A 13,547-nucleotide genomic window follows, 5' to 3' on the forward strand; every position below is an offset into this window, starting at 1 on the left:
AGCCGTTCTGCCTGTCATTAAATGCTGTTGTTACTCTGATTTTCATTCTGTCACCACCTTTCTAAACCGGTCGAAATCGACGGGTTTAAATGCAATAAAAAAGCACTCTGATTTCTCAAAGTGCTGATTTGATGTATTAAGTTTTGCTTTGGCAAGTTGCAGGCAAGTTAAATAATGCCGTAAACAAGCCGTTTTTCTTACTCTGAACATATTCTCGGCAAGTTAAACAACAAAACCGCCCTTTTTACGGAGCGGTTAAGATTTATGCTGTTTCTCTTTGTGTTCGTTTTATCTTCTCGTTTTTCACAATCATAATTTCTGATTCAAGTCTTTTTATTTCGGCATCTATTTCTTCATTTGTCATATTTTTTATTTCATCAGGAATAATAATTCTATCATCAATGAAATACTTCTTATCAGCCATTATAAGACACCTCCCAAAAATTAATATCAAATGACTGTGATAATTTTTTAATAGTTTTTACTTGAGCTTCCATTTCAGAAAAACCGCCATTCATATATTTTTGAATGTACAAATTATAAAGCTTTGGGTTAATCATTTCATTGGAGTGATACCCGTAAAGTACGCCATTGTGACAAGCCACAAAACATTTAGCATATCCGTTATTAGCACAGGAATTAAAGTCTTCAATGCTTGGTGGCATACTACTTGGGTGTGTATGAATTGTTACAACATTATTATTTGTCTGAATACATTTCTTTATTCTATCGGTATATGTTATTGTTCGTTCATCAGCACTGTCGGTTACAGATAACATAACTCTTCCTGTTTCACCGTCAATCCAATACATATCCTCAAAAGCCGTTCCGCTTCTGTGTTTTAATGCTTTTTTAGCACAATCGTAAAGTGACTTGTTGACTTCTTTATTATCAGTAGCACTATCATACTTGCGTTTATATTCGCCGCTGTCAACATAAGTTTTATTAACAAGCGTACTTTTATTGCGTCCATAACGCTGATTTTCAAGAGCCACAACATCACTTCCTGATTTCATTATAACAGTTTTTTGAGATTTTGCAACAGATTCAGGCAAACTATTCCCTGCTTTTTTCGCCTTTTCTTCAAGCATATCAGCCCTATCGTGCCACTCATCGGCTCGGGTTTGGGCAATGCGTTTATTGTCCTCGTCAAGACTGTATTCGGCACGGCGGTCAAAGCGTTCTGCCTGTCGCTGTGCATACTGCTGTTTTTCCTCAATTCCTCGCTGACGGTCAAGCTCTTTGATTTCATCTTCAGACAACGGTGCGTCCAAATCATCAAGTTCGGGATAATATGTACTTGTGCTGTCCTTACATCTTGGATGAAACAAACCGTTCTTGATTGCGGTTGAGAGGAGCGGATAGTTTCCGTCTGACTTTTTGCCGTTTGAATAAACATCGTCAATAAACACCTTGCCGATATATTTTGCACAATCGGGGCAACCGCCCTGTCTTGAGTTCACAACAACAAGGGATACTCCCCATTCGGCTCGCTTTTCGCCCTCGCCACGAAGATAGGCTCTTTTGTTGGCTGTTTTAACCGCCATATCCGCATAATCGGAGAGCGTGTGCCTTGCACCGTTTTTGTATTCCACACAATTAAGACCTGCGTTGAGCATATCTTTACAAGCCATATCAACGGCTTTTTCGTATGTAACCGCACCCGTGTTCATTGCAACCTGTGCGTTAAAAATCGCCTTGCGGTACTTGTCGTTGCTCATACGCAAAACTGCCGTTTCTGCCCTCTTTAAATCGTCTGTGGTCGATTTTATGAGTGCGTCAAGTTTACGGTCATTCACCTTAAAAAACTCGGCTGTGCTGTGTGCTGACGGCTTTTTCGGGGCTTTGAAACCGTCCTTGACAGCTTCAAGAATTTCTGCCTCCTGACTTGCATTTCCGTCAGCTTTGGCGGTGCGAATCATCTCTTCAACCTTGCTGTTAATGGTTTTGAAACGCTTGCCGAATTTCTTTGCGTTGTGCTTACGGTACTCTTCAAGACTTTTGAGCTGTTCAGCCTGCCATTGTGTCCAGTTGTAACCCTCTTTGGTTTCTTCGGCTCTGTGACGACTGAAATTTCTCATCATGCTGTCAATCAGTTCATCTTCGATTTTTTCAAAGGCTTCTCTGATATTGTAATCACTCATTGTTTACCTGTGTATCATTCTGTTCGGGATTGCTTTCGGTTTTTTCTGCATTATTTTCCGCATTTTCTTCATCATCTGCGTTATTGTCATGTTCTTCTGTGTCGGTAAGGTCCACATCGTCAAGCTCCGATTTTTCTTCTTCGCCTGCAATGCCCTGTTCTTCCTTAATTCTCTGAACCTCTTCGGCTTTCCAATCCTCCGACTTGCTGTCGCCGTAAAGCTCGTCAACCGAGGTTTCAACTGACATCAAACCGCCCTGTCTTGCTTTTGACACGGTTTCAACCTGACTTTCAAAGCTCGGATTTGCATATTCGCCGAAGTTTACGGACACTTCCAAGCCCTCAACAATACCCTTGCCGTTAAGTTCACCGTCTGCATTGAGTACAACTTCAACAAGGCTTTGAAGTGCGTTCTGCGTGATTTTGACAAGATTCTGCCTTGTGTAAAGGGTTGTCTTTTCCTTTTCACGCTGAGCGTCTGCATTATCAAGCTTCTTCGTATCAATGCCGAGAGTTGACGGCGATATAATGCCCTGCAAACAAAGGTCGAGGGCAGTAATGTATGAACTCAAATAGCTTTCGTGCTGAATCTGCGGACTTTCGGTGTAAATCCTGTTGCCGTTGCCGTTTTCAGACATATCGTTGCCCACGGTGATAAATCGGTTGTCAAACGGATTTGGCGATATCGGCTGACAGGTTTCGGGATTTCTCGGAACAAGGCAACCAGGCACATACTGCTTTGTTCGGCAGGCTCTGAGTGCGTCCATCCACTGTGACCACACTTCATCAAGGCTGTCGAAAGCGTCTGTTTTTATGCCGATAATGCCCGCACCTCTGCCCTTGTGGCACGATTTGCCGTAAAGGACAGGTACAGCCCACATATATGATTCGTCAAATGTAACGCCCTTTGAATCAATCCACGAAAGAGCGTCAACCGTGTGCAGGTCAATCTCTTTGCCGTTGTCATCATACAAAGCATAGTGAATATAGCCGTAACCGTATGTTTCTTCAAAACGGTAACGGCGGTGTTTTTGCGTGTAATCGGTGTAAAACTTAACCTCTCGGATTCTGCCGCGCACATATGTAAAGTCGATGTTTTCGGCAGGATACCATTCAACAATCGGAACATCTGATACAGCCGTGTCAAAGCTGACCTTAAAAGCACCGTCACCAACAACACATAGGTCACGGAGCATTTGCTTAACCGTGTCGGACAGCTTGTTCTGCTTTTCAATATCTTCCCAACGCTCTGCATAAGCGGTTGAATTTTTACTTGTAACATCTGTGCCGTTGTAGTCGGCAATTACGATATTCACAAGCGTTTCGCAGATGAGTGCCGGCAAGCCCGTGTGTATTTTACGGATTTCAAGCCCCTTTGTGCTTTTTGCCGCCCAAAACATAGTTTTGTTTGTATCAATCTGCTTGTACAGCTCCGCAAGCTGTCTGCTGTTGCCCCAATACCAAATGCGATTGATAAAGCACTCGGTCAGATGATTGCTTGTTTCGGTGACGGTAATTGTTTTGTCGCTTGCAGGAGTAATCTGCAAAAAGTTTTTAATTCCCGATCTGATAGATTCAGCCATTCTGTTAATCAGCCCCATTTATTTCACTTCCAATAATATTTTTAAACGGCAGCCACGCATATTGACCGCTGTTAATGCAATGGTCGTGACCGTCCTCGGGTGTGTTGTCTTTATCCTCTCGCCAGCTGTAAATTTCAAACTCGGCAATCGTGTTTTTACAATGTTCAAGCACAAAATAACAGTCGGTGGCAAGCCAGCCGAGTACAAGATTGATTCGGTCGATAATCTTCGTTTTCTTCCATGCATTTGCAAAGTCATAGACACAGCCGTGCTGTCGCTTATACTTTTGAAATTCGGTAATAGTCGCTTGGTCGGCGCTGTCAATAAAAGCCGTGCGTGCAAAGCCCCATTCATCACGGTTGCGGTCAAGAAAATCAATAAAATTCTTCACCGTGTCACTCGGGGCAATAGGCGTTTGCATTTCAGCGTTGTTATAAACTCTTTCATCAAGCTGAACACACTTGCCGTGATTGGTAATGCCGTAAAATGTCATTGCGATAGTGTCAGGCGACTTCTGCGAATAGGCGGTATCAAGACCTGCGGTGAACTGAACAAAGTGTTCCGACTTGCGGTTACAGTTCAAAAACTTTCCTGCCCACTCTTTTGATTTGATATGTCTTGCCCTCTCAAAATTCGGGAACACAAGACCTGTTGCTCTGCCTCGCAAACCTAAGATTTTATTTTTATAGAGCTTTGTACATTTCGGTGCAGAGTTCTTTTTCTTTTCAATCTGTTCGGGTGTAAGACTTAAATTGTCGGCAAAAGAAAAGAACCAATACCGCCAATTCGGTACAGGTTCTTCGGTAAGCTCCGCCGTAATCTCGGAAGGAACATCGTTTTCATATTTTTTAAAAGGACGGGAGCGGTTGACAAACTCCTTATACACAGGCAGGCTCGGATCATCGGGATTCAGCGTTGCAAGCATATAGTCATTACGGGTTGACATCTCTCGGATAAACTCGATATCGGCGGTGTTGATTTCGTCAATATAAACGCACCCAAACTGCGCACCGAGAACCATTTCCCACTTATCCCGACTGCTGTAACCGAGAATATAGATAATTTTGCCCTCAAACTTGATATGCGGCAGCTTGTAATCCTTGTCGCCGTTACCACAATAGACAGCGTTGCGGTGCAAGTCGAGAATACCGTTGTCCTGTTGAATTATAGTTTCCTCAGCCTTGCCCGTAGTTTTGGCGGCAATTGCGTGAAGCTTCTTCGGTGACTGCGACACCATTCGCATAAACTTAACGCCTGCTCCGACGGTAGTTTTGCCGGACGCTGTAGTTCCTTCAAGAAATTCAGCCGACACATTCGTTGTGTTGATGAAGTCAATGTATTTTTGCGACAAAGGAAAGCTACTCACTCAAGCCCTCACCGCCTAACTGTCTGAACACATCAGAGAGCTTTTCGGACTGCTCAACCTTTGCGTCAACCTTAACGGTGTATTCGCCCGTCATCTTGTTGAGCGTGTCAATCGCCCTGATTCTGTCGGAGGTGTCCTGCCCGTCATTTCTTGCAATGTCGGACAAAGCAACCTGTCTGTCCTTTGCACTCATAATGCGCTCGTCCTTGAGCTTATCGGAAAGCTCCTTGATGTATTTTGAAACTCCAACATTCTCCAACAATTCATACGCTCTTGCGTTTGCGTAATTCTCGGAATATCCTGCCATAATCGCACTCTGAACGGTGTTACCGTTCTGTGCATAATATTCCGCAAACTTCCTCTGCCTTGCATTTAATTTGTCTTTCACGGTATCACCGCCCTTTCTAAAAATCAGCAAAAGAAAAGACAGCACATTTCTGTACTGTCTTTAAACACAGGTTTCCGGAGTTGCACCGGAATCTGTAAAAACTGTTTTCCTATTTAAACTATCCCCTGCGTTTATAATATTATATCAATAAATTTCTAAATATTCAAGTGTTTTCTTTTTCTTTCCCATTTATTCAATAATACACTTACATATTTCTGTTCTTTATCAGTCAATTGACGATCTCCAATTTCATTATGTTCATAGCCCAAATGGGTATGTGGCATCATTCCATTATGAGGTCTACCTTTAACGTCAATTTGTTTTATCCTTTCGCCGTAGTTGTCATAAAAAGTAACACTTTTGATGTTGCTCTGTTTGTCAAGAGTAGCATACACTCTATTTTTTGTCATAGTTTCCATAGGAGCTTTTATCGAAGTATTACCATTCATACGAATTACTTTTATTTCACCAAATTGAGCAACTGTGTGATATTCTGTACCGCATTTGTCTTTATACATCAATTTCACCTCACAACACAAAACCGCCCTCAAACGAGAGCGGTCTGTGCGATTTTTTATCTTAAGAGAGTTTTTTATATGTCCTGTTTGTCAAACTTTCATAATACCATTATACGCAGGGTAAGGGTGACATTCAATGACATTTCAAAATAATTTTACGAGAAATCGAACTTTTTTCGGAACGCCTGTAACGCTTCGCCGTGCAATCTCAGGGTATGCCTTACGCTCATTTCCATACTCTCGGCAATATCCTCCCACCTCTGACAATTTATGTAATACTCGGTCAAAATTGCAATGTAACGGTAATCGTCAAGTGCATTGATTTTACTGCGGATTTCAGTTTTCAACCGCACAAGATTGTCGATTTCCCGATTGATTTCAGTCTGCAGGTCTGCAATCCTGTCAACAATCCGCATAGGGTCATTCACTCCTGATGTCTTAACAGGCTCGTTCTGCTTAACTGATACCTGTGCAATATTCAGCCTAAGTTTCGACAGCTCGTGTTCTTTCGTTCTGATCAGCTTATCCGAAACCCTGACCGAATATAAATAATCTTTAACCGTCAATCCGTATCACGCTCCTCCTCGTCAAGCATACCAAGTTTCTGTGCCAACGCAATAACAGCGTTTACAATCAAATACAAATCATTGCCTTTAATATCGCACATACGATAGCTGACCTTGATAGTTTCTTCTTCGTTGTCGATTTCATCAAAACCAACAACTACACCTTTATTTAAGGTTTCTATTTCGCCGTTATCGTAATTAACGGTGATATTTTTAATACCTTTCATTCTTCTACCTCACTTTCAATTCTTTAATCACTCTCTCCAACGCAAAATTTGCGTTGTCAGTAAGTTGTCTTTGCCATACACCGTTAGATGGCGACCATCGAAATCCGTTTTGTTTCAGAACGGTTCTTGTATCTGCATCAGGCTTACCGTCAAATCTAAGCTGTAAACGCATAATATCAGCATTTTCAATAACCTCAAATAAATCTGTATTATATGTTTCATTCGTCTGTTCTGTAGCCGTTTCTTTCAGTCTTTCAAGTTCGGCAATTCTTTTCCGAGTGTTTTTAATTTTTGCATTGTTGTTTGTCAACGCATACGGCGGGAATGGTACGCCGTACATACTTTCTTTGATAGCCTTGTCAAGCTCTGTGGCTCTTTCATCTGTATAATCTTTATAGCCTTTCATTGTTTTGTGCTTACGATAATAGGCGTTTGTAGCTTTCATTTCTGTCTGCAATGCTTCGGCTTTTGCAAGTTTATTCCGCAACTGCTCTATGGCATCTGCGTCACCCGATTTAATGATATTAGTACCATTCACAAGTGTTTTAATCTTATTAGGTATCTTCTGGATTTCATTATATAATTGATAGTGCTTATCTCGTGCGGCGTTCTGCTTTTCTTTCTTTCTTACGGGGAAATTACTACCGCCACTAATCATCACGGACGGACACATCATTTCAATTCTGAATTGCTTGTTATACCATTCAGCAAGGCGACGGGCGTATCTGTCTGCCATTGTCGTCCCTTTTTCTTTCAAGTCGTCGGGTAACTTATCAACAAGACTGTAACACTCGTCAACTTTTGCTTTATATTCTGCTGTTTTACTGCCGTGCTGATAATCTCTAAAAGACCAACATTCACGGGCTTGTCTTGCGGCGGTTTCGTTAATTTCATAGTATTTCATTTGCTATCATTCTCCTTCAAAATTAACAACTTTTCCATTGTCGGTATAGTCCCGTTTGTCAAATTCAAGTTTCAGCTTGTCGATGACAACCCTGTCGATATGCTCCCAAAACACTTCGTCAGTGTCGGAGTGTTCGACTATCTCGGTCATCGACCTCAAAGCTTTCGCACATCTGTCACGACCAAAGCCGAAATCCTTATACAAGGCATACAGCATTGTTTTAAATACTCTGCGTGTGATGTCTTTGTTTTCTTTCTCTCGGATCTGTTCATATGCGCTTTTTGCAATCCGTTCAGCTTCCTGTTTAAGCTGTTTCGGAATCTTAGGCGGTATTCTCGCTTTCAATGCTTTCTCTCCTTTCGTCAATCTTATCAAGTGCAGTTACAATCAACGAGCTTTTGGCTTTGGTGTCCATAAGCTCTACCTGATAGTAAAACCGACCCGTTGTATTCCGTCTGATGATACAGCCTTTCAGAACGTATTCTGCACCGTTGTACAGCACGGTTCTTTCAAGGTTGCGTTTAACTTCCGAGATATTCACAGCATTTCCACCTTGATGTAAATACCCGAAACCTCTGCCCAAAACTTTTCACATATCTCACTTGCAACAAGTGCGTCATCAGACCAAAATCCGAGAGCGGTCATACAGTCTTTTAGCATTTTTTGCAAATTGTCTGTGTCGGGCTTTGTTGTACGATATTCGCCGTCCTGATGTTTACCGCGAGGGAAGCACCACTTTGTTATCAACCTGACACCCGACTTGTACGGTTCTGACGGTTTAAACTTTGCCAAATGTGATGTGAGCTTTTCTCTTGCCTGTTTCACCTCGGGCGGATTGTAAAAAACAGGTTTGCCGTTTTTTACCATAACCTTATGTTCCTGTGCAGTTACGGTCGGCGGTATCATCGCCATAAAAAATTCAGTCTTCATTTTCTTCAAAATAATCAACTCCATACCACAACTTTAATTTCGGGTCATAAACTATGTATCCGTTAGCTACTAACTTATCCAACACATAATCAATCAATGCCGGTCGCTTAGAAATCCAATCCATTACCTGATCGTTTTTGTAACTGTAACTTTTATTTGGAAGTTTTCGCCTCAAAGGTGGCATTCCCTTAGCAATTTTCAATCTTTTATCTTTTGAAGTCGATTTGCATTTTGCCATTTTTTACCATTCCTTTCTTAACTTTAAAATTTTGCTTTTAGTCACAGGTCAGGGGAAGGAGTTGTTGTGCGTAAGCTTCGCACAACTACTTCACCCCTGTGACCTTAGGGAACGGAAATACTCCTATATATATAGAATATATATATAGGTTTTTTCTTTCCCTCGGAAAATTTCGAGAAAAAAGTCATTTTCCGTCATTTTTAGAAAAGGAAAATCTCGGGAAATTTTCCCTATTTTCCCTCACGGAAAGGGAAATTCCCGATAAAATTTTCCTTCCAAATTTGACGGAAAGGGAAAAATTATTCGACTTTTTCCTTTTCCCTCAATCCCGTTTTACCGCCGTCAATCCAAAATCCGCCGTGTTCTTTTAGTCGATTTCGGACTGTTTTTTCGGTAACTCCAAGATATGTAGCAATGTCATTTATATCTGCCTGACCGTTATTTTCTTCTGCAGTAAACGCTGTCATAATAGATTCTGAGCGTTCTTTTTTGCGTTCCGATTCACTTTTTTTCTTGCTAAAATTCTTTTTGTAGGGCGAGCCTTTGATGTTAAAATCGCCCTCAAAATTACAGTCTTTCAACACACCTGTTGTATCTGATTTGTGTATCGGATAATCAAACCAAAGGTTAAGTGCATCAAATGCCGGAAACTCTCGCAGAGTACCCTCTATTCTCCACGCTGACATCCCTTTTACGGTTTTTTCGGCACGGGCAACATCTGACATCATCAGCTTAAAAGACTGTTCAGGAAGCGTTTTGCGTGCGATGTCAATCATATTATTTGCCATTACCAAATCGTCCTGCGAACACACTTCACTGATTTTGTTGAAACGACCTATCCAGTCTTTGCAGATTTTACAGGTTCTTTCATCCTTTTGCTGTTTCATCAAATCATCGCTAATTTCAAGTCTTGTAAGGTCAAGAAGTGCGTCGGGGTCACGAGCGAAAACACCCGAGCCCGAAACTCTGTCCATTGACTTTTTTCCGCCCTGAGCACCTTTTGAATGGTGGTGACAGTAGATTACCGCACAACCGATTTCGGTACACACCTTATCAAACTGATTGCAAAAGTGTGCCATTTGGTCAGCACTGTTCTCATCGCCTGTAATAACCTTGTATATCGGGTCAATCACAACAGCTATAAAGTTGCCTTTTAAAGCTCTGCGTATGAGCATAGGCGCTAACTTATCCATAGGCACGGACTTGCCACGCAAGTTCCAAATATCAATTCTGTTTAAGTTCTTTGGTTCAAGTCCAAGTGCTTCGTATACGTCCTTGAATCTGTGAAAACAGGACGCACGGTCAAGTTCAAGATTCACATACAAGACATTGCCCTGCGCACACTTAAAGCCGAACCATTCTGTTCCCTCGGCAATTGCAATACACAATTCGATAAGACCAAATGACTTACCTGCTTTTGAGGGTCCGCCGAGGAGCATTTTATGCCCCTGTCGCAATACTCCCTCAATCAGAGGCGGAGCAAGTTCGGGAGGATTTTCAAAAAAATCTGCGAGGTTGTCAAGGTCGGGCAAGTCATCGTTGATACTTTCCACCCAGTCTTTCCACTCGGCAAAATCGGATTTACCGATATTGGTGTCAATGATAAACTGCTTTTTGCCGTCGCGGATAACACCGGGCATACGGCTCAATCTTGACGGATTGCGGTTCTGCTTGTCGATTTCAAAGCCGTTTTTATGGCATACATTGTAGAGATAATCAACCCTTTTGCGGTATTCGTCATAGTTTGCGGCATCAATCTTAACAATAGCGTGGACTGATTTTCCGCCCGAATAAACAAGCACCGCAACAGGCAATTCAAGTTCTCTGATGATTGCATTTTGTTCTTCAAGAGCCATACAGTCAGATTCCACCAGAGCGTAACGATAATCGGTTACATTCTCGTTTTTAACACCCTTACCGTCCAACGGATTAAACCTTATCCACGCACCTGCTTCAGGCTTGTAATCACCGAATACATTTGATATATCGCCGTCACAATTGTTGAGGGCGGCAATAAGCTCACCTGCCGTACGGTCACAACTGCCTTGTGTTGGCGAATATTTAACCTTGCCGTTGTCATTTTTTTTATAAGTTTCAGTAACATAGCCTACATTTTCCGAGCTATCAAAGAGAGTTTCAATGTAGGTCACAATCTCATTTACCGGGTTCCAGTTTGTAGGCTCGTGAAACTTTACACCCTCACAGGTATTTACACCAATATCGCCCTTATCACCCTGCTCAAAAGCAATTTCATCATTCCAGCCGAGTTCTTTCGATTCACGGAAAGTCATACCTCTGTCTTTTGCCATTTGGACTATCGTGCCTGCTGTGACAGGTGAGGCGGAGCCGTTAAAGCTCTGCCATTTCTTTTCACACTCACCGCTGTGATATCGGCTGTCTGCTCTGCTCCAATCGTCCCAGTCCTTTACGCTGTATCCCTCTTGTTTGAGTGCCATTCCGACATTTACCCAGTCTTGGTAGTCGAGCTCTGACGGACTGATGTATTCAAGTGCATTAAGTAAGTCCAACCGTATTCACCTCGCTTTGCGGTACATATGTTTTCGGGTTAATGTTTTTCGGAGTTCTCCAACCGTTTGCGGCAATCCTTGAAATCAAGGCTGACGCTTCGTCAAACTGCCATTTGCCCACATGCTGAAAACCTCTGCTTTCAAGCATACGGATTTGTTTAGGTGTGGTTAAGCCCTCAATTCTTCGCTTTTCGAGCCTGTCAAGAATAAGTTTTGCTTTGCCGGCACTCTGGATTTCATCGGGGAATATTCCGAGCTTTTCAAGTTTTGCTTTCTGTTTGTCTGTAGGCGGAGAACACTCCCAGCCGAATGCCGGAACATATCCTGCAAGGTCCTGCGCCTGAATTGACATTTCGTACTGCAACGGATCTACAAGTTTGCGTTTGCGTGTTCGCATTTCCGCAAGCTGATTTGCAAGCGCTTCTTCACGCTGAGCAACAACATCTTCACTTGCTTTTTCCTCCGCTTCTTCAATGTCAATCGGATAACCTGCCTGTTCTGATAAGTTTTCTGTCATTTTTTGTGCAACTTCTTCATTGTCGCAAATGAGATGTGCAGGTCTGCAAAGCTCGTGTCGCTCTGTATGCCACAAAAAGTCGAGTAGCAAAAGCTCCGTCTTGTTTGGAGCAAGTCTTGTACCTCTGCCGACCATTTGGCAGTAAAGTCCACGCACCTTTGTAGGTCTTAAAACAACAACGCAGTCAACACTTGGGCAGTCCCAACCCTCGGTTAAAAGCATTGAGTTACACAAGACATTGTATTTATCGTTTTCAAAGTCCTGCAATATCTCTGCTCTGTCCTCGCTGTTACCGTTTACCTCTGCCGCTTTAAAGCCTTTTTCGTTCAAAATATCTCTAAATTTCTGCGATGTTTTTACAAGTGGTAAAAACACAACAGTTTTACGGTCCTTACAGTATTTTTTCATTTCCTCGGCAATCTGATAAAGATATGGATCAAGTGCCGTGTCAATATCACTTGCTTTAAGATCTCCTGCCTGTGTGGCAACTCCCGAAAGGTCAAGTTTAAGAGGTATAGTCACAGCTTTAATCGGTGACAGATATCCCTCTTTGATAGCCTTAGGGAGTGTGTACTCATACGCAAGCGAATCAAATACTGTTCCTAAATTTTTCATATCTCCTCGGTCGGGTGTTGCTGTAACACCCAACACTTTTGCATTGTCAAAATGCTCAAGCACACGCTGATAGCTGTCGCTGATTGAGTGATGTGCTTCATCAATGATGATTGTGTCAAAATAATCGCTGTCAAAGTTTGACAGCCTTTTCTCACGCATAAGCGTCTGTACAGAGCCTACAACAACCCTGTTCCACGAACCTATGCAACTTTGCTCGGCTTTTTCGACTGACGAATTAAGCCCTGTTGCTTTTTGGATTTTGTCCGCCGCTTGGTCGAGCAATTCTCCACGGTGGGCAAGTATCAGCACCCTGTCACCTCGACGGACACATTCTTCGGTGATTTTTGCAAAAACTATCGTCTTGCCACAGCCTGTAGGCAAGACAAGTAATGTTTTTAAATTGCCGCTTTCCCACTCGGAGAAAACGGCATTCTTTGCTTCATTCTGATACGGTCGAAGTTGCATTAAAAGCTACCCGGTGTCCAGTTATTCGGCATCGCAGTATTTGGCGTTGCAGGCTGTGTGTTATACTGTGGCGGATATGTAGGCTGTACATACTGCTGAGGTGCAGACTGTGCTACGGCAGGCGATATCGTTGTCACCTGCTCATCGTATGCATAAAAATACTTGATGTCATTTGTTACGCCCTCTGTGCCGTCATTCTTGGCATATTTGCGGATGATAACCTGACATTTACCTTTCTTGCCGATAATGCCTGTCCAGTCCATGCGGAGCGGTTCGCCGTGCTTTTTCATTGACACGGACAAAAAGAGCTGTGACAGCTTCCATTCAAGCGAGGAGTGCAGTACGAAATTAACTGTAATTTCTCGCTTGTCATCTGCTCCCCACACATCAAAAGTCACTTTCGCCATATTGCATGGTGGCAGTTTACCTTTACCCTGTGAGCGAGCACGCTCAACCTTTGCTACTGTAAAATCATAATCACCCTCGGGGAGCGGTTCATAATTTCCGCCCTCTTCGGTTATTTCGTCGTTCCAACCAAATTCTCTATCCATTTATACAT

At 42.6% G+C, this 13,547-nt stretch carries 16 protein-coding genes; all 16 read right to left on the reverse strand.

What is annotated here, in order from left to right; all coding sequences use genetic code 11:
• Window positions 1–262: 262 nt before the first annotated feature.
• Entirely contained in the window at window positions 263–424 is a 162-nt protein-coding gene (locus RBATCC27255_RS10425; protein WP_169923235.1) for a hypothetical protein, read from the reverse strand.
• Window positions 417–2,144: a phage minor capsid protein gene (locus tag RBATCC27255_RS03425; RefSeq protein ID WP_101028753.1), complete on the reverse strand. Its 1,728-nt coding sequence runs from the start codon at window positions 2,142–2,144 to the stop codon at window positions 417–419. Before RBATCC27255_RS03425 ends, RBATCC27255_RS10425 begins: the two co-directional genes overlap by 8 nt.
• Window positions 2,137–3,744 (reverse strand): capsid protein, encoded by a 1,608-nt coding sequence (locus RBATCC27255_RS03430; RefSeq protein ID WP_187128351.1) that lies wholly within the window; start codon window positions 3,742–3,744, stop codon window positions 2,137–2,139. Before RBATCC27255_RS03430 ends, RBATCC27255_RS03425 begins: the two co-directional genes overlap by 8 nt.
• A complete protein-coding gene (locus RBATCC27255_RS03435; protein ID WP_101028754.1) occupies window positions 3,731–5,092 on the reverse strand; it encodes a terminase large subunit domain-containing protein in 1,362 nt (453 codons plus the stop codon). Before RBATCC27255_RS03435 ends, RBATCC27255_RS03430 begins: the two co-directional genes overlap by 14 nt.
• On the reverse strand, window positions 5,085–5,480 hold the full coding sequence (locus RBATCC27255_RS03440) for a terminase small subunit (protein WP_169923236.1): 396 nt from the start codon (window positions 5,478–5,480) through the stop codon (window positions 5,085–5,087). The genes RBATCC27255_RS03435 and RBATCC27255_RS03440 overlap by 8 nt, the downstream gene beginning before the upstream one ends.
• A gap of 155 nt (window positions 5,481–5,635) precedes the next feature.
• A complete protein-coding gene (locus RBATCC27255_RS03445) occupies window positions 5,636–5,998 on the reverse strand; it encodes a polymorphic toxin type 24 domain-containing protein (protein WP_101028756.1) in 363 nt (120 codons plus the stop codon).
• Window positions 5,999–6,153: 155 nt separating this feature from the next.
• Complete coding sequence (locus tag RBATCC27255_RS03450) at window positions 6,154–6,564, reverse strand: DUF1492 domain-containing protein (RefSeq protein ID WP_101028757.1); 411 nt, start codon at window positions 6,562–6,564, stop codon at window positions 6,154–6,156.
• Complete coding sequence (locus tag RBATCC27255_RS03455) at window positions 6,561–6,791, reverse strand: hypothetical protein (RefSeq protein WP_101028758.1); 231 nt, start codon at window positions 6,789–6,791, stop codon at window positions 6,561–6,563. Before RBATCC27255_RS03455 ends, RBATCC27255_RS03450 begins: the two co-directional genes overlap by 4 nt.
• Window positions 6,792–6,795: 4 nt before the next feature.
• Window positions 6,796–7,695 (reverse strand): hypothetical protein, encoded by a 900-nt coding sequence (locus tag RBATCC27255_RS03460; RefSeq protein ID WP_101028759.1) that lies wholly within the window; start codon window positions 7,693–7,695, stop codon window positions 6,796–6,798.
• Between the two features lie 6 nt (window positions 7,696–7,701).
• The gene (locus tag RBATCC27255_RS03465; RefSeq protein WP_101028760.1) at window positions 7,702–8,040 is read right to left on the reverse strand and encodes a hypothetical protein; all 339 of its coding nucleotides are present in this window, start codon (window positions 8,038–8,040) and stop codon (window positions 7,702–7,704) included.
• Window positions 8,018–8,236: a hypothetical protein gene (locus RBATCC27255_RS03470; protein ID WP_101028761.1), complete on the reverse strand. Its 219-nt coding sequence runs from the start codon at window positions 8,234–8,236 to the stop codon at window positions 8,018–8,020. The genes RBATCC27255_RS03465 and RBATCC27255_RS03470 overlap by 23 nt, the downstream gene beginning before the upstream one ends.
• Window positions 8,233–8,625, reverse strand: a complete 393-nt coding sequence (locus tag RBATCC27255_RS03475; RefSeq protein WP_101028829.1) for a RusA family crossover junction endodeoxyribonuclease — start codon at window positions 8,623–8,625, stop codon at window positions 8,233–8,235. The genes RBATCC27255_RS03470 and RBATCC27255_RS03475 overlap by 4 nt, the downstream gene beginning before the upstream one ends.
• Window positions 8,615–8,863: a hypothetical protein gene (locus RBATCC27255_RS03480; RefSeq protein ID WP_101028762.1), complete on the reverse strand. Its 249-nt coding sequence runs from the start codon at window positions 8,861–8,863 to the stop codon at window positions 8,615–8,617. Before RBATCC27255_RS03480 ends, RBATCC27255_RS03475 begins: the two co-directional genes overlap by 11 nt.
• Window positions 8,864–9,162: 299 nt before the next feature.
• On the reverse strand, window positions 9,163–11,397 hold the full coding sequence (locus RBATCC27255_RS03485; protein WP_423242035.1) for an AAA family ATPase: 2,235 nt from the start codon (window positions 11,395–11,397) through the stop codon (window positions 9,163–9,165).
• Entirely contained in the window at window positions 11,378–12,988 is a 1,611-nt protein-coding gene (locus RBATCC27255_RS03490; RefSeq protein ID WP_101028763.1) for a DEAD/DEAH box helicase, read from the reverse strand. The genes RBATCC27255_RS03485 and RBATCC27255_RS03490 overlap by 20 nt, the downstream gene beginning before the upstream one ends.
• A complete protein-coding gene (locus RBATCC27255_RS03495; RefSeq protein ID WP_101028764.1) occupies window positions 12,988–13,539 on the reverse strand; it encodes a hypothetical protein in 552 nt (183 codons plus the stop codon). The genes RBATCC27255_RS03490 and RBATCC27255_RS03495 overlap by 1 nt, the downstream gene beginning before the upstream one ends.
• Window positions 13,540–13,547 lie beyond the last annotated feature (8 nt).

This window comes from Ruminococcus bromii, from assembly GCF_002834225.1.
Lineage (GTDB): Bacteria > Bacillota > Clostridia > Oscillospirales > Acutalibacteraceae > Ruminococcoides > Ruminococcoides bromii.

Excerpts from the sequence above, each read along its gene's own strand:
- RBATCC27255_RS03480 (WP_101028762.1), bottom strand. The coding sequence starts at position 8,863 with ATGGCAAAATGCAAATCGACTTCAAAAGATAAAAGATTGAAAATTGCT.
- RBATCC27255_RS03430 (WP_187128351.1), bottom strand. The coding sequence starts at position 3,744 with ATGGGGCTGATTAACAGAATGGCTGAATCTATCAGATCGGGAATTAAA.
- RBATCC27255_RS03455 (WP_101028758.1), bottom strand. The coding sequence starts at position 6,791 with ATGAAAGGTATTAAAAATATCACCGTTAATTACGATAACGGCGAAATA.
- RBATCC27255_RS03460 (WP_101028759.1), bottom strand. The coding sequence starts at position 7,695 with ATGAAATACTATGAAATTAACGAAACCGCCGCAAGACAAGCCCGTGAA.
- RBATCC27255_RS03495 (WP_101028764.1), bottom strand. The coding sequence starts at position 13,539 with ATGGATAGAGAATTTGGTTGGAACGACGAAATAACCGAAGAGGGCGGA.
- RBATCC27255_RS03445 (WP_101028756.1), bottom strand. The coding sequence starts at position 5,998 with ATGTATAAAGACAAATGCGGTACAGAATATCACACAGTTGCTCAATTT.
- RBATCC27255_RS03490 (WP_101028763.1), bottom strand. The coding sequence starts at position 12,988 with ATGCAACTTCGACCGTATCAGAATGAAGCAAAGAATGCCGTTTTCTCC.
- RBATCC27255_RS03475 (WP_101028829.1), bottom strand. The coding sequence starts at position 8,625 with ATGAAGACTGAATTTTTTATGGCGATGATACCGCCGACCGTAACTGCA.
- RBATCC27255_RS03425 (WP_101028753.1), bottom strand. The coding sequence starts at position 2,144 with ATGAGTGATTACAATATCAGAGAAGCCTTTGAAAAAATCGAAGATGAA.
- RBATCC27255_RS10425 (WP_169923235.1), bottom strand. The coding sequence starts at position 424 with ATGGCTGATAAGAAGTATTTCATTGATGATAGAATTATTATTCCTGAT.